Raw genomic sequence first — 19,428 nt, 5'->3', positions numbered from 1 at the left:
TTGCGGCGCTCAAGCTCTTTCAGCCGGGCCCGCTCTTCCACTGGAAGCGGTCCGTCCTGCCGTCCGTGCTCCCGCTCATGCTGACGCACCGACGTGCGGAGCGTCTCGGGATTCATGCCGAGTCCCCGCGCGACATGAGCGATCGGCTTGCTGGACTTCAATGCCGACTGGACCGCTGCCTCACGGAACTCCGGCGTGCACCAGGATCTCGCCCTCGGGCCACCGCTCCCGTTCGGCGATGGCGATCACCTTGTCGGCGAGGTCGGTCGTCTTCTCGAACTCGGCGTCGAAGACCTCGTAGTGACCGAACCGGTCCTCGGCGAGGCGGATGCCCTCCCGCTCGTCGACCACGATGACCTTCTCCACCGTGTCGTCCTCATACGCGTCGTCGTAGACGACCTTCACAAACAGCGGCACCTCGTTCCGCACCCAACAGACATGCTTCGCCATGTCTGGCAAGCTACGCCGCCCGGCCACCCCCGCGCAGAGCTTCGCAACAGCCTCCCACCAACAGGTGGCGAGCGCGGCCGTCACCGCAGCTCAAGAGCGCCACCCCGTCACCTTCCCGGCGTTCGGCTACCGCTCGCGCAGGTCATACGGGTTGATCCCTGCGTACCGGTCGTCGACCTCGGTCAGGTCGAAGCCCTCTTCCCACTTCGAGGTCTTCGGTCAGTTCACCGGGCCGCTGGCCCGGAACTGGGATTCTCAGCGCGGCTCGCCCACGTAGAACGCGTGGAGCTGGGGCTGATCGTCGCTGTCGCGGCGGACGAACTTCTCGTCGTAGGTGAGGAAGTGGCCCATGTCGTCGCGGTCCTCCTCCGGCAGGGTGACCACCCGGGTCACCTTGTCGTCGTCGCAGTCGACCTCGACCATCACCGGCATCACGTACCGGACCCACCGCTTCGCCACCGGAGCCCCGCCCTTCGCATCACGTAGACAGGCGGCACGCTACCGGGGCCAGACCCGCTCAGAGGCCAACTCCGGCACGCTCCACCACTACGAGCGAAGCCCACACCCGGGCCTTCATTCACCAGCCGTCAAAAGTTTTGACAGCTACGCCGGTTTTCTGTTCCGTTCCTGCTCGGACCCCGCGTACCTACGTGGACGGTCCGGTCGGCGAACGGCCGGACGCCGACGCGCGAGGGGTGCTCTCCCGGACGTGCACGGTCGTCGGGATGTGCACCGGGTGGGCCTCGTCGTCGGACAGCGCGAGCCGCACCGCTTCGATCCCGGCTTCCCTGAGGGGCACCGCGACGGTGGTCAGCGCGGGTACGACGTCGACCGCCGAGCCGATGTCGTCGAAACCGGCCACCGCGACGTCACGGCCGGGCTCCAGGCCCGCGTCGCGCAGCGCGGTCATCACGCCGATCGCCATCGTGTCGCTGACCGCGAAGATCAACTCGATGCCGTCCAGGCCGCGTTCGACCAGTTCGCGAGCCGCGTCGTAGCCGCCGCGGCGGGTGAACTGGGTGCGGATGAGCACTTGGTCGTCGGCCTTGATCCCGGATTCGCGCAGGCCGGTGGTGAACCCTTTGCACCGGTCGAGCGAGGTCTTGATGCGGTCGGGGCCGCAGATGATCGCGTACCGCCGATAACCGGCCTCCGCCATGGTCCGGGCCAGCGCTGCGGCTCCGTGCGCGTTGTCGATGGTGATGGTGGGGAACGGCAGGCCTGGCTGGCTGATCAGCACCACACGGCCTCCTGTGGCCCGGTACTGCGCGAGTTCGTCGATGAGCTCCCGCTCGGTCTCGCCGTCGTCGATCCGGCTGCCGGCGACGACGATGATCTGCGGGCGGTGACCCCGCAGTCCTCTGACGAGTTCCAGTTCGCGACGGGGGGAACGGTCGGCGACGGTCATGGTGACGACGAGCCCGTTCGCCTCCGCCGCGTCGGTGATCCCGGCGGCGATGGCGGAGTAGTAGGGATCGGCCACGTCGCTGACCACCAGCGCCACGGTCTGGGTCGACCCCTTGGCGGTGGCCTGCGCCGAGGCGTTGGGTACGTAGCCGAGCCTGGCTGCGGCGGCAAGCACGCGCTCGCGGTTTTCCGACCGGACGCCGCGACTGCCGCCGTGGAGGGCTCGCGACGCCGTGGCGAGGGAGACCCGCGCTTCCGTGGCGACGTCCTGCAGGGTCACCGAGGCGGGTTCCGGGTCGGCGGCACGCGTGCGGCGTGGCGTTGCGCCGGATTCGGACCTGCTGTCCAGTGCGGGCATCTTGCGCGTTTCACCGCCAGTAACTGTCGACGTCAAGGATGGCAATCGCTTTCCAAAAGTCTGTCCGCAGGGTGGCGCGCAGTCAAGGGCGCGGCGCTCGCGTGCCCCTCGGCATGGTGCTGTCACGGACGACCAGGTGGCCCTGGACCATCAGGGTGGTCGGTTCGTGGCGGTCGGCCAACGCCATCCGGATGGAGGTCGCCCCCATGTCGGTCAGCGGCAGCGCGACCGTGGTCAGCTGAGGCGTCACGTCGACCGCGAGCTGGATGTCGTCGATTCCCGTCACCGACACGTCGTGGGGCACTCTGACCCCGGCGGCGCGGAATGCCGACATCGCGCCGATGGCGACCGCGTCGTTCACGGCGAGCACGGCGTCGATCACCGTCATCCCCTGGTCGGCCAGTCCGCGGGCCGCCTCGAAGCCGCCCCGGCGGTCGCCCGTGCAGCTCACCGTGCGGATGGACGCCGCGGGGACCCCAGCGGCGGTCAGCCCGTCGACGAAGCCGGAGACGCGTGCCGAGAGGTTCGCCGTGCCCTGTTCGGACCCGAGGATCACCACGTTGCGGTGACCGGACTGCGCGATGTAGTCGCCCGCGGAGCGCCCGGCGCCGTGGTTGTCCAGGTCGATCGAGTCGAACGCCTCCTCCGTGGCACCGACGATGACGACCCGGCCACCCTCGCGCTCGTACGCCTGCAGCTCCCTGAGCAGTCCCTCTTCGAGCCGGTTGCCCCGCAGTCGCCCGGACGTGAGAACCAGCGCCTTCGGACGCAGGCCGCGCAGCAGTCGGACGGTCTGCAGTTGCCTGTCCGGGGTCCCGCGTGTCGAGGACACGGTGACGAACGCGCCCGACTTGCGGGCCTGCCTCTCCATCGCCGCGACCACCATGCCCATGGAAGGTGTGGTCAGGTCGTCCGCGATGAGCGCGACCGCCTCACTGGTCCGTCGCATCGCCCGTGCGGACGCGTTCAGTGTGTAGCGCAGGTTCGCGGCGGCCGTGCGCACGCGTTCGGCGGTCGCGTGCGAGACCGAGTGGGTACTGCCGCCCAGGACGCGGGACGCGGTCGTGATCGAGACGCCTGCCGCAGCCGCGACGTCACGCAATGTGACAGGGGATCTGGCCACTTCGGGCATCGGGTGCCTCCTCCGGTGTCGGGTGAACCGACCGAGTAACTGGACGCAACCGGACGATACTTGATCGAGAACGTCGGTGGGCGTTGCGCCAATGATCCTCCATCCTGTGGCAGCAAGGCGGCGGTGATCGCGTTTGACCAGTTCACATGCTGTAGAGCACAGCGGGTGATCCGCTCCGGTCGTGTCGCGGACGGGCGGACGGGCGCGCTCCGATTGCTTGGCGAGACAGTGTCGACGTGTGCATTGACACACATTCGGGGCTGGCCTACGGTCCGGAAAGCGATTTCCCTCGCCCCCGCCGGGCACCGCAGCCCGGTGATTGAGGAAGGCCTCTCCATGAAGATCAGATCAGCCGTACGTGTCGCTGGTTTGCTGGCCGCAGCCCTGGTGGCTTCGGCTTGTTCGGCTCCCGACACCCAGTCTCTGCCCGAAGCGCCGGCTCAGGCTCCCGCACTGCCCGATTCCCCGGTCAAGTTGAACATCCTGGATGTGTCGGGCGACCTGGCCCACATGCAGCCGGTGATCGAGAACTACAAGGCGGCGCATCCCGAGCTCGTCTCCGGCATCACCTACGAGACGGGGTCACCCGCCGACGTGGCCGGCAAGCTCGCTGCCCAGCAGGCCGCCGGCCGCGTCTCGATCGACATCGTGCTGACGGGCATCGAGGGGTTGTCCAACATGCGTGCGCAGGACACGCTGTTGTCACTCATGCCGGCCTACGAGTCAGCCCTGCCCGAGTTGTCGTCGCAGCTCACCGAGGCGGGTGCGGCGCTGCAGGAGGCCGGTGGAGGGTTCGGCATCGTCGACTCCGCCGACCCCAACGGCCCTCTGCTCACCTACTCCGCGTCCCGGGTCGGCACCCCGCCCACCACGCCGGAAGCGTTGCTGGAATGGGCCAAGAAGAACCCCGGCCGGTTCAGCTACGCCAACCCGACCGGCGGTTCCGGCCCGGCCAACCAGTTCATCGACGCGCTGCCGCACATGCTCGGCGACACCGACCCGTCCGATCCCGCCACCTGGGACAAGACCTGGGCGTACCTGGCCGAGCTCAACAAGTACACCGGGAACTACTACGCCAAGACCTCCGAGTCCTTCGACGCGGTGACCAAGGGTGCCATCGACATGACGGTCACCTCCGGCGGCTGGGACCAGCAGCAGCACGCCAACGGCACCTTGGGCAAGGACATCCAGGTCGCCGCCTTCGACGATCCCAAGCTCGTCATCGAGGGCCGGTTCGTCACGGTGCCGCGCGGGGTCGAGCCGGAGCATCTGGCCGTGGTCCTCGACCTGGCCAAGTGGATGCTCAAGCCGGACCAGCAGGCACTCACCTACGCCCTGCACGGCAGCGGTTTCCCGGTCAAGGGCGTCGAGCCCAGCCTGGCGCCGCCGGACATCGCGGCGGTGTTCGAGAAGTTCGGCAGGCCGGAGCTGGTCGAGACGCTGCAGCAGGGAACGCCGATCGTCCCGATGGCGGGTGCTGAGGTGCAGGCCAAGTTCGCGGAGTGGAACGAGAAGATCGGATCGAAGAAGTGAGTCGCGCGGCGACGTTCGGTGAGTTGCGGATCGACGGGCTGGGCCGCCGGTTCCCCAACGGTTTCACCGCTCTGGACGGGCTCGACCTCACCGTGAACGGGGGTGAGTTCATCGCCCTCCTCGGCCCGTCGGGCTGCGGCAAGTCCACCGCGCTGAACCTGCTGGCGGGGCTGCTGGAACCGACCAGCGGGTCGATCTGGATCGACGAGCACCGGGTGGACACACTGCCGTCGGAGAAACGCAACTTCGGCATGGTTTTCCAGAACTACGCGCTGTTCCCGCACCTGACCGTCGCCGAGAACGTCGCGTTCGGACTCCGGATGCGCAAAGTGGGCAAGGCCGAGCGGACCACGCGGGTCCGCAAGGCGCTCGACCTCGTGCAACTGGGCGAGCAGGCGGACAAACACCCCGGGCAGCTCTCCGGGGGGCAGCAGCAGCGGGTCGCCATCGCCCGCGCGATCGTGGTCGAGCCCCGGCTCGTACTCATGGACGAACCGCTGTCCAACCTGGACGCCAAGTTGCGGCTGGACATGCGCACGGAGATCCGGCTGCTGCACCAGGAGCTCGGCCTCACCACCGTGTACGTCACCCACGACCAGGCCGAGGCGCTGTCCCTGGCCGACCGGCTGGTGGTCATGCGCAGTGGCGTGGTGCAGCAGATCGGCACCCCGGCGGAGGTGTACGAAAGCCCGGCCAACGCGTTCGTCGCCGCGTTCGTCGGCTACCGTAACGCGCTGCCGGCCCGGATGGCCGGGGGAACCGTCGAGATCGCCGGCCTCGGCTGGGCGTTCCCCAGCGAGCGCGCACAGCGGGCCGACGGCGACGCGGTCGCCATGATCCGCCCGGACGACCTGCTGATCGGTGGTCCGGAAACCAGTAGGCCGATCCCGCTCACGGTGCGGGTGTGCGAGTACCAGGGGCGGACGTTCGCGGTCGAAGGGCGCACCGCCGACGGCACGGTGGTGCACGCGTACTCGCGGGAGCCTCTCTCGCCGGGCACGACCGTCGACGCCACCGTGCAGCCGGAACGCATCCAGGTCTTCCCCTCCAACGCCGGATCCGGCGCGCAGGAGCTGGCCCTGGTCGCGAGTGGGGAACAAGCATGAGCGCCGTCGCCGCGACCCCGCGCAGCGCCCGCGGCCGGGACGGTGTGCGCGCATGGGCCCGTGCGCGGGGGATCACCCCGGTGCTGTGGCTGGTCGTTCCCGGCGTGCTGTTCATGCTGGTGTTCTTCGTCTACCCGCTGATCTACGGGGTCGGACTGTCGTTTCAGGGCAAGGGCGGTCCGCTGTCGGCCTACGAGGCGTTCTTCACCAACCGACTGGTCAACAACCAGGGCAGCCGCGACTCGGTGCTCATCACGCTGCAACTCGCGCTGCTGGCGTCGCTGATCAACGTCGGGGCGGCGCTGCCCATCGCGTACCGGATGCGGGGTCCGGTGCGGGGCAAGCGGGTCATCACCGCCGTGGTGCTCATCCCTATGACGCTGGGGACGGTGTTCGTCGCCTCGGCGATGAACAACTTCCTCGGCCCGGCGGGCTGGTTCAACAAGGCATTGCTGACCATCGGGCTGGTCGACGAGCCGCTCGCGCTGACCGGCAACTTCCTCGGCGTGCTGCTGTCGCTGGTGATCAGCGGGTTCCCGTTCGCGTTCCTGCTGATGCTCGGGTACGCCTCGGGCATCGACCCGAGCCTGGAGCAGGCCGCCGCCGTGCTCGGCGCGGACGCCCGGGCCAGGTTCCGGCTGATCGCGCTGCCGCTCCTGCTCCCGGGTCTGACGATCACGTTCTGCCTGTCGTTCGTGCTCGCGTTCGGGGTCTTCCCCTCGGCGACCCTGGTCGGCAACGACGCGGGCCCCACCAGGGTGTTGTCCAAGATCGCCTACACCGAGTACACCAACGCCCAGTACGCCACCGCGTCGGCCACCGCGGTGATCATGGCGGTCATCCAACTGGTGGTGATCGGCCTGGTGTTCGGGCTGCGCAGCAAGCTCTACCGCGGTTCGACCGCAGGGGGTAAAGGATGACCGCCGAGATTTCCGCACGCCGCCGTCACACCTTCACCGTCACCGGCGCGGTCACCTGGACAGGTCTGTGGACGTTCATCGGCGGTCTGCTGGTCGCCGTGGTCGTGGTCCTCCTGGCGTCGTTCACCCAGCAGCTCAGCTCCGGCTGGCTGCCGGGAGAGGTCACCACCAAGTGGTACTCCGGCGCCTGGACCTACTTCGACCTCCCGAGTCTGCTGACCACGACGCTGATCGTCGCCATCGTGGTGGTGGCGTTGTCGCTCCTGGTGGCGATCCCGACGGCGTTCGCCCTGTCCCGGCTGGACTTCCCCGGCAAGCGCCTGGTGCTGCTGCTGTTCCTGCTGCCGCAGGTCATCCCGATCATGAGCTACGCGGTGCCGCTGGCCACCTTGGTGTACCAGTTGCGGCTCAACGACACCATCGCCGGGCTCGTGCTGGTGAACCTGGTGCCCGCGCTCCCCTTCGCCGTCCTGGTCCTCATCCCGTTCGTGGACCAGATCGACCCCCGCGTCGAGGACGCCGCCCGCGTGTCCGGTGCGGGAGTCCGCCAGGTGTTCCTGCGCGTGCTGGCCCCGCTGATGGTCCCCGGCCTGCTGGCCGCGGGTGTGCTGGTCCTGGTCCGCGTGGTCGGTCAGTTCGAGCTGACGTTCCTGGTCGCCGGACCCAACAGCCAGACCATCGTCGTGGCCCTGTTCGGGGCGTCGCTGCAGGCAGGCCAACTGCCCTCGCAGCAGATCGACGCGATGGCCGTCGTATACATGCTCACCACGCTCGTCCTGCTCATGATCGCCCTGCGGTTCGTCGACCCGACGTCCGTCGCCGCACGCAACCGCCGTTGAGGAAGTAGCTCCATGACGAACAAACCCGTACGGGTCGCCCTCGTGGGCGCCGGCAGCATAGCGGGGGGCGCGCACCTGCCCGCCCTGGCCGCCCAGGGTGACCGCGTACAGGTCGTCGCCGCCTGCGACGTCGACCCCGACCGCGTCAAGTCGTTCTGCGACACCCACGGCATCCCCGGCTCCTACACCGACCTGGGGGAGATGCTCGAACACGCCCGGCCGGACCTGGTGCACCTGTGCACGCCACCGAGCCTGCACACCGAACAGGCCCGGCAGTGCCTGCTGGCGGGCGCCTGGGTGTGGCTGGAGAAGCCGCCCTGTCTGTCCCTGGCCGAGTACGACGTGATCGCCGAAGCCGAGCGGCTGGGCGGCGCCTACGCGAGCGTGGTGTTCCAGCACCGCTTCGGCGCGGCGGGCAGGCACGCGGCCGGTCTGATCGCCTCCGGTGGGCTCGGCCGCCCGCTGGTCGCGCACTGCAGCACCACCTGGTACCGCTCGCACGCCTACTACGAGGTGCCGTGGCGCGGTACCTGGGACAGCGAGGGCGGCGGTCCGACCATGGGGCACGGCATCCACCAGATGGACCTGATGCTGGCGCTGCTCGGGGACTGGAGCGAGGTGACCGCCGTGGTGGGCCGGCTCGACCGCGACGTGGAGACCGAGGACGTCTCGATGGCGATGGTGCGGTTCGACAGCGGTGCGATGGCGACCGTGGTCAACAGCGTGCTGTCCCCGCGTGAGGAGAGCTACATCCGCGTAGACCTCACCGACGCCACCGTCGAGGTCAAGCATCTGTACGGCTACGGCAACGACGACTGGACCTACACCCCGGCCCCGCACGTGGACGACCAGGACCGCGTCACCCACTCGTCGGTTCCCGCGGGCGACGAACCCAGTTCCCACGCCGCCCAGTTGACCGCCCTGCTCGACGCCTACGACCGGGGCGAGCGGCCCCCGGTGAGCGGCGAGGACGGGCGGCGCACGCTGGAGCTGGTGACCGCCATCTACCGCTCGGCGTTCACGCGCGGCACCGTCGCGCGTGCGGACCTGACCCCGGCGGACCCCTTCTACCACCGGCTGCACGGTGACACCGACGGCTGGGCCCCCGGCTCCCTCCGCTCCTCCACCGAAAGCGAGTGATCTTGTCCTCCTCCCTGGACTCCTTGGACTCCTTGACGCTGAGCCGCGATGAGGCCTCGTTCAGCCTGACCGGGCACGGCGTGGAACTGCTGCGCTACACCTTCCGCTCCGACACGATCCCCTCGGAGTGCCCGGCGCCGTACCTGCACCCGCTGCGCACGCTGGGCGGCCAGGTCGTCACGGCGAACCGGCCGCACGACCACCGGTGGCACAAAGGGCTGGCCATGACCCTGTCGCACGTGTCGGGACAGAACTTCTGGGGCGGTCCGACCTTCGACGCCTCCGCGCCCGGCCACGGGTACGTCCAACTCGACAACGTCGGCCACCTCCGGCACGAGGGATTCGACGAACTGGAGTGTGACGGGCAGGAGTTGCGGCTGACCGAACGGGTGACGTGGGTGACCGCGCGCGGCGAGGAGTGGTTCACCGAGGTGCGCACGCTGCGTGTCCATGACGTGGACGCGACCGCAGGGGCGTGGACGCTGCGCTTCGGCACGGCGCTGACCAACGTGAGCGGCCGCGACCTGGAGATCGGCAGCCCCACCACGGCGGGCAGGCCCGACGCCGGCTACACGGGCCTGTTCTGGCGCGGCCCGCGGGACATGACCCACGGCACCGTGCGTGCCGACGGGGATCTCGAAGGCGGCGAGGTCATGGGCCGCGCCGCGGCATGGCTCGCGTACTCCTCCCCGCACGACGAGGTCGACGCGGCCTCCACTCTCATCTTCGAGCAGGACCCCGACGACGAAGGACAGACCCACTGGTTCGTGCGCAGCGAGCCGTTCCCGGCCGTCGCCCCGTCCCCGGCCTTCCACGAGGAACTGGTCCTGTCCGACGGGGACGCCCTGCGACGCCTCTGCCGGATCGTCGTCGCCGACGGCCTGTGGGACCGCGCCGCCGTCACCGGATACCTCAAGGAGCACCCGTGGTGACCTTTCCCGGCGGCACCGGGGTCTCGGGGCTGGAGGTCTACCCCTGGGAAGCCGCCGACGGCTGCCACGGCGGGTCACCCCACCTGCACACCGCCTGCACCGAGGGCTATGTCGTCGTGGCGGGCAGCGGTGAACTGCAGACTCTCACTCCTTCCGGGTACACCTCCGTACCCCTGCGGGAGGGCACCGTCGCCTGGTTCAGTCCGGGCACGGTGCACCGCGCGGTCAACCACGGAGGCCTGCGGGTGGTCGTGGTGATGCAGAACGCCGGCCTGCCCGAGGCGGGCGACGCCGTCCTCACCTTCCCGCCCGACGTGCTGGCCGACGCCGACCGCTACCGCGCCGCCGTCACACTGGACCCCGCCGACCCCGAAGGCTCCGCCCGGCGCCGACGCGATCTGGCCGTCGCCGGGTTCCGGACCCTGCGCGACCACCTGGTCGACGGCGACCCCGAGCCGCTCCTCACCCTTTACCGGCAGGCCGCGGCGCTCGTCCGCCCACGGGCGGCCGCATGGCGTGACATCGTCGCCGCCGGTCCCGCGGCGGCGGTCGCGGCCAGTTCCCGGCACATCGACGCGCTGCTGGAAGCAGACGGCGCGCACTTGCGGGACGCACAGGTCACGGCAGTCGACGCACCCGCACCGGACGATCGCGCCTTCGGCATGTGCGGACGCCTGGACACCTACCGGACGTCCTGACCCCCCGAAACCCCCCACCTTCCGTCGCGGTGACGGAGGGCGGGTCAGCACACCCTCATGCACGACAACTGTAGGGAGATCTCAACGATGAGAATCCTCAAAGGGCTCACCGTGGCCGTGGCCGCGGGGCTCTTGAGCACCCTGATCGGGGTGGCGCCCGCGCAAGCGGACTCCATCACGGTGACGGTGGACTACGGCGCCGACGTCGGGCCGTCCAACCAGGTCGCCAGCGGGTACCTGCACGGGATCGACGCCAACTCGCCCGCCCAGTACCTCGTCGACGGCGTCAAGGTCCGGGCGATCCGCGGTGCGGACCACCACCAGAACCTGCCCAGCCTGTTCGACCGCCCCACCTACGACCGCGTCAAGGCCACCGGAGCCCGGATGCAGGTCGGGGTCTACTACTACATCGGCGACCCCAACCACCCCGACCGCAACTACCGGCCGGGGGACGGCGGCGACCAGGACCGCTGGCGGAGCATCGTCAACAGCGTCTACGACGAGGCCCAGGCGGGCGGCTACGAGGTCGACTCCTGGATCACCTGGAACGAACCGGACCTGCAGTGGAACTCCACCTCGCGGCCCTTCACCAGCTACCTCGACGCGCACAAGGTCGCCTACGACACCCTGAAAGCCCGTGACCCCGCGCTCAAGGTGCAGGCCCCGGAACTGTCCGGCTACAACTTCTCACGGCTCACCCAGTTCCTCACCTACTGCAAGCAGAACGACTGCCTGCCCGAGGTGCTCGCCTGGCACGAACTCACCGGGGGCGCACCCGACATCCCCGGGCACACCGCCCAGATCAAGCAGTGGATGATCGACAACGGCATCACCCCGATGCCCATCGCGATCACCGAGTACCAGGGCACCGGGTACGGCAAGGCGGACGCATGGGACGCGGGCGTCAACGTCCGGTACCTCGCCCAGTTCGAACGCAGCGTGCCCAACGGACTGACCGACGGGCTCTACTCCGCCTGGGAGTGGGTCGGAGACAACCCGGACTTCGTAGCGACCCTGGGCAACGCCACGACTCGTGGTGCGAACCTGCCGCGGGGCGTGTGGTGGAACTACAACACCTACAAGGACATGACCGGACGGCTCGTGCGCACCACGTCCTCCTCCGCCACCACCGTGGACGCCTTCACCGCCGTCGACACCACCCAGCGCCGCTCCACCGGCCTGATCGGCAACCAGAACACCAGCACGCACACGGTCACCCTCGACCTGCGCAACATCCCCACCGCCCTGCAGCGCGACGGCAAGATCCGGCTACGGGCCACCCGCTTCGACGACCTCGGGCAGCTGACCAACCCGGTCAAGGTCCTGGAGGGCGACTACGCGGTCACCGGCAACACGGCACGGGTGACCCTGCCCGCGCTCCCGGCCAGTGCCTCGCTGCGCTTCGACGTCAGCCCGGTCGTGGCGGGCAGCCCCAAGACGGTCTACGAGGCCGAGTCGCTGCCCGTCACCTCGACCCCGGGCGTCGTGCGCCGCAACTTCGCCGAGGAGGAAGCCAGCGCCGGCCAGGCCAGCGCCCTGGAGTCCACCGCCGTCGGCCAGTCCGTGACCTACACGGTCGACGTGCCTGCCACGGCGCGCTATGAGCTCAGCGCCTATCTCAAGAAGCTGACGAACCGGGGCTTCTTCCAGCTCTACGTCGACGGCAAGGTATTCGGCCCGCCACAGGACGAGTACGGCACCAGCCCGGAGTACTACCGAACCACCTTCGGCCACCTCCCGCTCACCGCCGGTCAGCACACCTTGGAATTCAAGGTCGTCGGGAAGCACGCCTCGTCCAGCAACCACTGGATGGCGTTCGACCGCTTCGAACTGTTCCCCCTGCCCTGACCTGGATCACTTCCCGGACGATCGACCGATCTGCTCGGCGATATGTGGTGATCGGAGGCCGAGGCCGACTGCCGGAGACCTGCGGATCATCGTCATCATGTCGGACCACGGCCTGCCTGAATTGGGCGACGCCGTCCTGACGTTATCGCCTGACACGCCGACCGGACATCACCTCGCCGAGGGTGACAGGCCCGCCGCCCCGGGCGGCGGGCCTGCCGCTGTTCGGGCACCGGCGGCCATCACCAGTACCGCCGCACGACCGCTCGGGTACCTACAAGATCGTCAACGCCAAGAGCGGCAAGGCCCTCGACGCCTCCGGAGGCGGCACCGCGAACGGCACGCCCATCCTCCAGTGGACCGACCACAGCGGCACCAACCAGCAGTGGAAACTGGCCCAGAACAGCGCCGGCTACTACACGATCACCGGCGTCGCCAGCGGCAAGGCACTGGACATCCCCAACGTCACCACCTGGCCCGGCACCCAGCTGGCCCTGTGGCCCCCCCAACACCGGCACCAACCAGCAGTGGTTGATCGCCCCGGCCGACAACGGCGCCTACACCATCGAGTCACGCTCGAACGGCTACAAGCTCGACGTCGCCGGAGCCTCGACCACCGACGGCTCGGCCATCGACCAGTGGTCACCACCGGCGGCACCAACCAGCAGTGGAAGCTGGTGAAGGTCTCCTGCCCCTGACCCGGCGACACCCAGGGCGGGGGCCGGACCGGACTACCGGCCTGCCCCGCCCTGTTCGCTCCTGGGAGTGTCTGATCAACTGACACACCCTCCCGTTGAGGTGACCGGGGTTCTGCCGTTTCAGGTGCGGGGGGAGGCCTCCAGGAACCGGTGGAGGGAGACCGTCATGCTGGTGACGAAGGCGTCGCGCGTGGATGCGTCGACGTGGTCCAGCGACAGGTAGGGGTTGAGGTCTTCCAGCTCGACCAGGAGGAGGTCTCCGTCCTGAGTGCGGCAGGCGTCCACGCGCTGGATGCCGTGAGCGAGGGTGTTCCAGTCGATGAAGCGCCGGGCGAAGGCGAGGTCGCCTTCCGTGGGCTGGTAGGGCTCAAGAGCCCAGCGGCGGCCGGGGTCGGGGGCGTGGAGGGCGTACTGGACGGCGTCGTCGACGTAGTAGAACGACACCTCGTAGCGGAAGTCGATGCGGGGCTGGACCAGGACGCCGCCGTAGGAGAGGCCGTCCAGCCTGTCCCGTGATACGAAATCGAGGCCGATGGAGTCCGCTCCGGCCTTCGGCTTGACCACGTACTGGTCGCTCTCCGGGAGCTGTCCGAGGTCCTGGGGCCGGTCGATGGTGGGGATGACGGGGTATCCGGCCGCGGTCAGATCCAGCAGGTACTGCTTGCCCGCCATGTCGGCCCGGCCGGTCTGAGGGTTGTAGATCCGTGTCCCGCGCGCTGCCGCCTGGTCCCGGAAGGCGTCGTACTCCTTCTGGTAGTGCAGTACGGGGCCGCTGTTGCGGACCACGACCGCGTCGAAGCCGTCCATCAGCACGGCGGCGTCGAGCGGGTGGCACAGGGCTATGTCGAAGTCGTTCCGCAGCCGGGACGACAGGAAGATGTCCTCGTCGCAGTAGCGCCGCCCTCGGGCCTGATAGGCGAGATCGGTGACATACAGAATGCGGGGGCGGACGGGCACGGGGTATCTCCTGGAGTCGTGGATCGAGGGCACCGATCATCCCAAAGCACCGGGCCACGCTCTGCACGGGCAACGCCCTGGTCGTCAGCCTTCGGGAAGGGCGAACGTGTCGCCGGTCCGGTCGATCCAGTACCGGAGCCGCTTGTGCAGGTCGGTCCGGATCGCGTGGTACGCGGGGTCGTGGGCGAGGTTGACCAGCTCGTACGGGTCCTCGTCGAGGTGGAACAGCAGCCAGGGCTGCCCCTCCATGCAGATGTACTTCCAGCCGTCCCTGGTCACGACACCCCGCCACGCGCGGTCGACGCTCTGCGGATGGCCCGTCGGCACCGGCATGCTGAGGTAGGCGTCGTCCGGCGGGCCGTCCCACGTGGGCGGGCGGATGCCGGGCGTGGTCGCCAGACGGCTGTAGTCCGTGCCCTCCATCTCCGGCGGCACGGGCACGCCGCACAGGCCGAGCGTCGTCGGCGCGATGTCGACGTGGTTGACCGGCACGTTGGGCCGGTTGGACTTCTGGTGCTCGCGGCTGGGCCCGCCGATGAGGAACGGGATGCGGATCGACTCCTCCCACGGCGCGGTCTTGTGCCACTGCCCGTGCGAGCCGTGCATGTCGCCGTGGTCGCTGAGGAACACGAGGTACGTGCTGTCGGCCAGCCCGAGCTCGTCGAGCGCCGCCCGGATCCGGCCGACGTTGTGGTCGGCCCGCTCGATCGCGGCGTAGTACCCGGCCAGGTCCCGCCGTGCCCGCTCGGTGACCTGGGGGATGTCGGGCACGTTGGGCCGCAGTCGCACCTCGCCGGGCGTGTGCCGGGCCATGTCCTCGGCCGGCGCGGTGTACGGGTTGTGCGGCGGCTGCACCGACAGCACCGCGAAGAACGGCTGCCCCGCCCGCTCCCGGTTCTGCTCGCCGAGCCAGTCGAGGAGGATGTCCGTCAGCCCGTCGGTCTCGTACCCGGGCACCCGGAACCGTTCCATGCCCTCGGCCGAGTCGATCACCGGCATGGGCTCGGGAACGCGGCCCTGGTCGGTGTGCATCTGGCAGTCGAAGGCACGGTTGCGGTTCTCGTAGGCCCACCAGTCGGTGAATCCGCCGCGCCGCTCGGGCGGGATCATCCTCGCCTGGTCGTTGTCCCAGCCGGAGCCGACGCCGGGCCGGTCGCCGTCGAGATGCCACTTGCCGATGTAGCACGTCCGGTACCCGGCGTCGTTGAACGCGTGCGCCAGCGTCCGGGTGCCCTCCGGCAACGGATCCCGGAACCCGGCCACGCCGTTGTTGTGCGGGTACCGTCCGGTGACCAGTGCGCCCCGGAACGGGCAGCACAGTGGCGAACCCGAAACGGCCCTCGTGAAGTTCGCGCCCTCGGCCGCCAGCCGGTCCAGGTGCGGCGTGTACACGTTCGGGTCACCCGCGTACCCGGTCGCGTGTGCCCGCATCTGGTCGGTGACGATCCAGATCACGTTCGTGGGCTGCTGGTCTCCCTGGCTCGGCATGGCTCTCCTCGTTGTCGACGCCGTGAACGGCCGGGTTTCTCACCCGGTTGAACAGGTACGCGGCTCACTCCGGTTTCGTGATGCCCCAGCGGGCGAGTTCGACGATGCGTTCCCGGGGCACGACGCCGCATCGCGCCGACCATTCCGCCCAGGCGTGGCCGAGCTCGCGCACCAGCTCCGGCCGCTGCCCCGCCAGGTCGTGCAGCTCCGTGGGGTCGGACGCCACGTCATAGAGCTCCCAGTCGTCCGGGTACTCGCGCACGAGCTTCCACTGACCGCGCCGTACCGCCGCGTTGTCCAGGTGCTCGTAGAACTGGCAGCGCTCGCCGTCGCCGGGCGCTCCCCGCAGGGAGCCGAGCATGCTCGTGCCCTCCAGCGGCCGCACGTCCCGATCGATACCCGGATACCCGGAGCCGGTGATCTCCAGCAGCGTCGGCAGCACGTCCGGCAGGTAGTGCGTGGCCTCGCACAGCGTTCCGGTACGTTCGCCGAGCCCGCGCGGCCAGTGCACGATGAACGGCGAGGCGAAACCGGGCCCTCGTGCACCCACCGCTTGTGCAGCCGGAACGGCGCGTTGGACACATGGGACCAGTGCGGGCCGCAGAACGCGAACGTGTCCTCACCTCCGGGTGGGTGCTCCGGCTGCCACCCGACGTACACCGGCCCGCCGTCGGTCGTGGCGGCGGGGATCGTCTTCGGGCCGGGGGAGTCCCGGTCGCTGCCGAGCCTCGGGGGCACCTCCTCGGCGGACCCGCCGTTGTCGGACAGGAACACGAACACGGTGTCGTCCAGCTGCCCCGTGGCTCGCAACTCGCTGACGATGCGGCCGATTCCGCGGTCCATCGCCTCGACCATGGCCGCGTAGACCTCCATCCGCCGCTGCTCCCACTCCTGGTCCGGAGCGTCCTGCCACGCGGGCACCTGTGGGTCCCGTGGCGCGGCCTCGGCCTTCTCGCCGAGGATCCCCAGCTCGCGCATCCGCTCGACCCGGCGCTGCCGCACGACGTCCCAGCCCTCGCGGTAGCGCCCCGTGTACCGGGCTACGTCCTCCTCGCGTGCGTGCAGGGGGAAGTGCGGGGCCGTGTAGGCGACGTAGCAGAAGAACGGCCGGTCTCCGTACCGGACTTGGTGGTCGCGGACGTAGCCGACGGCTGTGTCGGTGATGGCGTCGGTGTAGTGGAAGTCCGGATCGTCCCGCGCCTCGTGGGACACGTCCTGCTCGCCGCGGTGCAGCCCCTTCGGCGCGTAGTAGGTGCCGCCGCCGTCGAGCGTGCCGTAGAAGTGCTGGAAGCCGCGGCGGGTCGGCCACGCCGCCGAAGGCCGCTCCTTCTCGTGGGAGACGTGCCACTTGCCACTCATGTACGTCACGTAGCCGCTCGCGCCGAGCACCTCGGCGACGGTCGCGCACCGGTCGTTGAGGTTGCCCGGGTACCCGCCGGGCCCGTCGTCGGCCGTGAGCTCGCCGATCCCGGTCTGGTGCGGGTGCGGGCCGGTCAGCAGCGACGCCCGGGACGGGCTGCACCGGGCCGTCGTGGTGAACCGCGTCAGCCGTACGCCGTCGCCCGCGAGTGCGTCCAGGTGGGGTGTGGAGATCTCGCTGCCGTAGCAGCCGAGATCCGAGTAGCCGAGGTCGTCGGCGAGCACGAGCACGATGTGGGGACGCTTCGCGGTCACTGCTTGCCTCCCAGCCTCCGGGACAGCCGTTCGAAGCGGCCCGGTGGCCACGCGACGTCGGGCGTGTGCCAGGACACGGGGGTGACCGGCGTGGTGGCGGCAAGCCGCTGTTCGAGATCGTCGGCCAGGTGTCCGCGCCCGGTCTCGCGCAGGTGGCCCGCATAGCGCACCGGGTCGTTGTAGTAGGTCGGTCCGGTCTGGAGAGTGGTGAGCATCGGGTCGGGCAGGGCGCCCGGCCGTCCCGCGTAGTACTCCCACCACTCGGCCAGGTGGCTGCGCATCCGCGCGGCCAGGTCCGGTTCGTCGCGCAGCAGGTCGCGCGTCAGATACGGGTCGGCCGTGACGTCGAACAGCTGCTCCCACTCCGCCCGGAACGCGCCGGGATGGTAGGTGCGGATGTAGAGGTGATCCCGTGTCCGCACGGCCCGTTGGTAGGTGTGCGCGCCATGCCCGAACACCAGGTACTCGCGGGAGCCGATGCGCTCCCCGCGGACCGCCGGGGCGAACGACTCACCCTGCCAGCCGTCGGGCACCGGCATACCGAGCAGCTCGCACAGGGACGGTGCCAGGTCGATGTTGTACAGCAGGGAGTCGCACCGGCGGGCCTCGGCGGGCAGCGCGTCGGTGACGCCCGGCCAGTAGACGACGAGCGGCAGGCGGTGCGTGGGCTCGTTGGCCAGCCCGTGCTCGGCGTAGGAGCCGTTCTCCCCGAACGACTCGCCGTGGTCGGCGCTGACGATGATCGCCGTCTCGTCGGCGATGCCCAGCTCCTCCAGCGTCGCGAGCAGCTGTCCGAAGTAGTGGTCCCAGTACATGATGGCGCCGTCGAACCCGTTGATCAGGTGCTCGAAGTCCGCGCGGGTCCGGATGGCGTCGGGCATGGTGTCCGGTACGGACGACTTTCTCGGCCCCGCGAAGTAGTGCAGGTCGAGCGCGCTGCGCGGCCCGTAGATCTCCGCGTGCGCGTCGATCGTGTCCTGGTCCGGCCAGGCGGGCGCGGGGCCGGACGCCGCGGCCCGCTGTGTCCACTCCGGACCGGTGAGGTAGTTGGTGTGGGGCTCCCAGTAGGTCAGGTGCAGGTACCAGTCGTCCTCGTCGGCGTGGGTGCGCAGCCAGTCGATGGCCACGGGGTTGATGTCGTGGGCCTGCTCGTCGTTGGTCTCGCCGGTCGCGCGGATCATCTCGCGGAAGTTGCCGCAGAAGTGGTACGCGCGGTGCCGCTCGGCGAACATCGAGACCGCCGCCGTGTAGTAGCCGTGGCGTTGGAGCTGCTGGCCGAGCAGCGGCCGGTGCGGGTCGGGCCCGTGCCCGGCGTCGAGCCGGAACCGGGCGGCTTCGCCGAAGTGCCCGATGACGCCGTTGGTGATGCCGAACTGGCCGCTGGTCAGCGCCGTCCGCGACGGCAGACACGGCGAGTCGGAGCAGTAGTAGCGGTCGAAGACCACGGACTTCTCGGCCAGGGCCTGCAAGTTCGGCGTGGTCGGCCGCTGATAGCCGTAGGGCTCGGTGTGGTCGGCACGCAGCGTGTCGACGTCGACGTAGATGATCCGCATCAGATCCAGCCCTCCAGGGAACCGAGGAACGCGGCGAAGTCGTCGCGGTGGATGGTGTGGCCGGCGCCGGGTACCACCCGCACATCGAGGCCGCGCTGCCGCATCGCGGTGACGGTCGCTTCGGAGCAGAAGGGGCCCTCGCCCGCGAACAGCACCAGCGAGGGCACGCTCGGACTGCGCGGCGCGATCTCGACTCCGCCGAGCAGTGCCACGCCGTCCACCGTGTCCGGATCCCAGTCGCGCAGTGTCGCCAGCTCCACGTCGACGTCCTCCGGGTGCCACCGGGGGTTGAGTTCGGCGATCTGCTCCCGCGTCGCCTGCTTGAACCGCTTGATCCGGACGGGATCCGTCCCGACCCTGCGGCCGTCGGGCAGCCAGGCGGGATCGACGTAGACCGCACGGCCGGGGCGCAGCCGGTCGACGGCCAGCGCGAGCGCCACCGCACCGAACGAGTGACCGATCGCGACGTCGACCTCGGACGGCAAGGTCTGCACCAGGGCATCGGCCCAGTCCTGAGGCCGGTAGTGGCCGCGGCCGCTCGCTCCGTGCCCGGGCAGGTCGACGCCGATCACCCGGTAGCCGCGCTCGGCGATCGTCGGAGCGACCCGGTGCCAGGTGCGCGAGTCCGACATCATCCCGTGGATCAGGACGGCGGTCCGTTCGCCGTCACCCCAGGTACGGGTATGCAGTCGCATACG

General features: G+C 69.7%; 19 protein-coding genes and 2 pseudogenes. 10 read left to right on the top strand and 11 right to left on the bottom strand.

Annotated elements, in window-relative coordinates; all coding sequences use genetic code 11:
• From ACWD3C_RS32425 to ACWD3C_RS32405, 5 genes are all read right to left on the bottom strand, one after another.
• On the bottom strand, nt 1–161 hold a 161-nt coding region (locus ACWD3C_RS32425; protein WP_451149744.1), incomplete at its 3' end, for a transposase.
• A gap of 19 nt (nt 162–180) precedes the next feature.
• Nucleotides 181–450 carry a hypothetical protein gene (locus ACWD3C_RS32420; protein ID WP_451149739.1) on the bottom strand — a complete coding sequence of 90 codons (270 nt, stop codon included), beginning with the start codon at nt 448–450 and terminating at the stop codon, nt 181–183.
• 255 nt (nt 451–705) lie between these two features.
• Nucleotides 706–909: a hypothetical protein gene (locus ACWD3C_RS32415; RefSeq protein WP_451149738.1), complete on the bottom strand. Its 204-nt coding sequence runs from the start codon at nt 907–909 to the stop codon at nt 706–708.
• A 187-nt stretch (nt 910–1,096) separates the two neighbouring features.
• A complete protein-coding gene (locus tag ACWD3C_RS32410; RefSeq protein ID WP_451149737.1) occupies nt 1,097–2,215 on the bottom strand; it encodes a LacI family DNA-binding transcriptional regulator in 1,119 nt (372 codons plus the stop codon).
• Between the two features lie 82 nt (nt 2,216–2,297).
• Nucleotides 2,298–3,347, bottom strand: coding sequence for a LacI family DNA-binding transcriptional regulator (locus ACWD3C_RS32405; RefSeq protein WP_451149736.1), 1,050 nt, complete (start codon nt 3,345–3,347; stop codon nt 2,298–2,300).
• 336 nt (nt 3,348–3,683) lie between these two features.
• On the opposite strand from ACWD3C_RS32405, the gene ACWD3C_RS32400 reads away from it, so the two are divergent.
• From ACWD3C_RS32400 to ACWD3C_RS32355, 10 genes and pseudogenes are all read left to right on the top strand, one after another.
• Nucleotides 3,684–4,880 (top strand): extracellular solute-binding protein, encoded by a 1,197-nt coding sequence (locus tag ACWD3C_RS32400; protein ID WP_451149735.1) that lies wholly within the window; start codon nt 3,684–3,686, stop codon nt 4,878–4,880.
• Nucleotides 4,877–5,986, top strand: coding sequence for an ABC transporter ATP-binding protein (locus ACWD3C_RS32395; protein WP_451149734.1), 1,110 nt, complete (start codon nt 4,877–4,879; stop codon nt 5,984–5,986). Before ACWD3C_RS32400 ends, ACWD3C_RS32395 begins: the two co-directional genes overlap by 4 nt.
• Nucleotides 5,983–6,906, top strand: coding sequence for an ABC transporter permease (locus tag ACWD3C_RS32390; protein ID WP_451149733.1), 924 nt, complete (start codon nt 5,983–5,985; stop codon nt 6,904–6,906). The genes ACWD3C_RS32395 and ACWD3C_RS32390 overlap by 4 nt, the downstream gene beginning before the upstream one ends.
• Complete coding sequence (locus tag ACWD3C_RS32385) at nt 6,903–7,745, top strand: ABC transporter permease (protein ID WP_451149732.1); 843 nt, start codon at nt 6,903–6,905, stop codon at nt 7,743–7,745. Before ACWD3C_RS32390 ends, ACWD3C_RS32385 begins: the two co-directional genes overlap by 4 nt.
• A 12-nt stretch (nt 7,746–7,757) precedes the next feature.
• Nucleotides 7,758–8,885, top strand: a complete 1,128-nt coding sequence (locus ACWD3C_RS32380) for a Gfo/Idh/MocA family protein (protein WP_451149731.1) — start codon at nt 7,758–7,760, stop codon at nt 8,883–8,885.
• Nucleotides 8,882–9,817 (top strand): DUF6807 domain-containing protein, encoded by a 936-nt coding sequence (locus ACWD3C_RS32375; protein WP_451149730.1) that lies wholly within the window; start codon nt 8,882–8,884, stop codon nt 9,815–9,817. Before ACWD3C_RS32380 ends, ACWD3C_RS32375 begins: the two co-directional genes overlap by 4 nt.
• The gene (locus tag ACWD3C_RS32370) at nt 9,811–10,515 is read left to right on the top strand and encodes a cupin domain-containing protein (protein WP_451149729.1); all 705 of its coding nucleotides are present in this window, start codon (nt 9,811–9,813) and stop codon (nt 10,513–10,515) included. Before ACWD3C_RS32375 ends, ACWD3C_RS32370 begins: the two co-directional genes overlap by 7 nt.
• A gap of 87 nt (nt 10,516–10,602) precedes the next feature.
• Nucleotides 10,603–12,363, top strand: a complete 1,761-nt coding sequence (locus tag ACWD3C_RS32365; protein WP_451149728.1) for a carbohydrate-binding protein — start codon at nt 10,603–10,605, stop codon at nt 12,361–12,363.
• Nucleotides 12,364–12,545: 182 nt separating this feature from the next.
• A pseudogene (locus ACWD3C_RS32360) lies at nt 12,546–12,848 on the top strand (RICIN domain-containing protein); the annotation flags it as partial.
• 43 nt (nt 12,849–12,891) lie between these two features.
• Nucleotides 12,892–13,041 carry an RICIN domain-containing protein gene (locus ACWD3C_RS32355; protein WP_451149743.1) on the top strand — a complete coding sequence of 50 codons (150 nt, stop codon included), beginning with the start codon at nt 12,892–12,894 and terminating at the stop codon, nt 13,039–13,041.
• 137 nt (nt 13,042–13,178) lie between these two features.
• Here the strand turns inward: ACWD3C_RS32355 and ACWD3C_RS32350 are convergent, their stop codons facing one another.
• From ACWD3C_RS32350 to ACWD3C_RS32325, 6 genes and pseudogenes are all read right to left on the bottom strand, one after another.
• Entirely contained in the window at nt 13,179–14,015 is an 837-nt protein-coding gene (locus ACWD3C_RS32350) for a hypothetical protein (protein ID WP_451149727.1), read from the bottom strand.
• A gap of 84 nt (nt 14,016–14,099) precedes the next feature.
• Nucleotides 14,100–15,503 carry a sulfatase family protein gene (locus ACWD3C_RS32345; RefSeq protein ID WP_451149726.1) on the bottom strand — a complete coding sequence of 468 codons (1,404 nt, stop codon included), beginning with the start codon at nt 15,501–15,503 and terminating at the stop codon, nt 14,100–14,102.
• Between the two features lie 64 nt (nt 15,504–15,567).
• Nucleotides 15,568–16,014, bottom strand: a complete 447-nt coding sequence (locus ACWD3C_RS32340; RefSeq protein ID WP_451149742.1) for a hypothetical protein — start codon at nt 16,012–16,014, stop codon at nt 15,568–15,570.
• Nucleotides 16,015–16,232: 218 nt separating this feature from the next.
• Nucleotides 16,233–17,153 (bottom strand): annotated as a pseudogene (locus tag ACWD3C_RS32335) (sulfatase-like hydrolase/transferase); the annotation flags it as partial.
• Nucleotides 17,154–17,173: 20 nt separating this feature from the next.
• Nucleotides 17,174–18,730, bottom strand: a complete 1,557-nt coding sequence (locus tag ACWD3C_RS32330) for a sulfatase family protein (RefSeq protein WP_451149725.1) — start codon at nt 18,728–18,730, stop codon at nt 17,174–17,176.
• Nucleotides 18,730–19,425 (bottom strand): alpha/beta fold hydrolase, encoded by a 696-nt coding sequence (locus tag ACWD3C_RS32325; RefSeq protein ID WP_451149724.1) that lies wholly within the window; start codon nt 19,423–19,425, stop codon nt 18,730–18,732. The genes ACWD3C_RS32330 and ACWD3C_RS32325 overlap by 1 nt, the downstream gene beginning before the upstream one ends.
• Between the last annotated feature and the right edge of the window lie 3 nt (nt 19,426–19,428).

The organism is Streptomyces sp. NPDC002845 (genome assembly GCF_053591955.1).
The sequence above is the reverse complement of the archived record's forward strand: the minus strand, read 5'-3'. Positions and strand labels throughout refer to the sequence as shown.

What these genes read in the sequence shown, in the direction of transcription:
- ACWD3C_RS32365 (WP_451149728.1), top strand. Translation starts at nt 10,603, where the DNA reads ATGAGAATCCTCAAAGGGCTCACCGTGGCCGTGGCCGCGGGGCTCTTG.
- ACWD3C_RS32345 (WP_451149726.1), bottom strand. Translation starts at nt 15,503, where the DNA reads ATGCCGAGCCAGGGAGACCAGCAGCCCACGAACGTGATCTGGATCGTC.
- ACWD3C_RS32390 (WP_451149733.1), top strand. Translation starts at nt 5,983, where the DNA reads ATGAGCGCCGTCGCCGCGACCCCGCGCAGCGCCCGCGGCCGGGACGGT.
- ACWD3C_RS32330 (WP_451149725.1), bottom strand. Translation starts at nt 18,730, where the DNA reads ATGCGGATCATCTACGTCGACGTCGACACGCTGCGTGCCGACCACACC.
- ACWD3C_RS32420 (WP_451149739.1), bottom strand. Translation starts at nt 450, where the DNA reads ATGGCGAAGCATGTCTGTTGGGTGCGGAACGAGGTGCCGCTGTTTGTG.
- ACWD3C_RS32380 (WP_451149731.1), top strand. Translation starts at nt 7,758, where the DNA reads ATGACGAACAAACCCGTACGGGTCGCCCTCGTGGGCGCCGGCAGCATA.
- ACWD3C_RS32410 (WP_451149737.1), bottom strand. Translation starts at nt 2,215, where the DNA reads ATGCCCGCACTGGACAGCAGGTCCGAATCCGGCGCAACGCCACGCCGC.
- ACWD3C_RS32385 (WP_451149732.1), top strand. Translation starts at nt 6,903, where the DNA reads ATGACCGCCGAGATTTCCGCACGCCGCCGTCACACCTTCACCGTCACC.
- ACWD3C_RS32325 (WP_451149724.1), bottom strand. Translation starts at nt 19,425, where the DNA reads ATGCGACTGCATACCCGTACCTGGGGTGACGGCGAACGGACCGCCGTC.
- ACWD3C_RS32400 (WP_451149735.1), top strand. Translation starts at nt 3,684, where the DNA reads ATGAAGATCAGATCAGCCGTACGTGTCGCTGGTTTGCTGGCCGCAGCC.
- ACWD3C_RS32405 (WP_451149736.1), bottom strand. Translation starts at nt 3,347, where the DNA reads ATGCCCGAAGTGGCCAGATCCCCTGTCACATTGCGTGACGTCGCGGCT.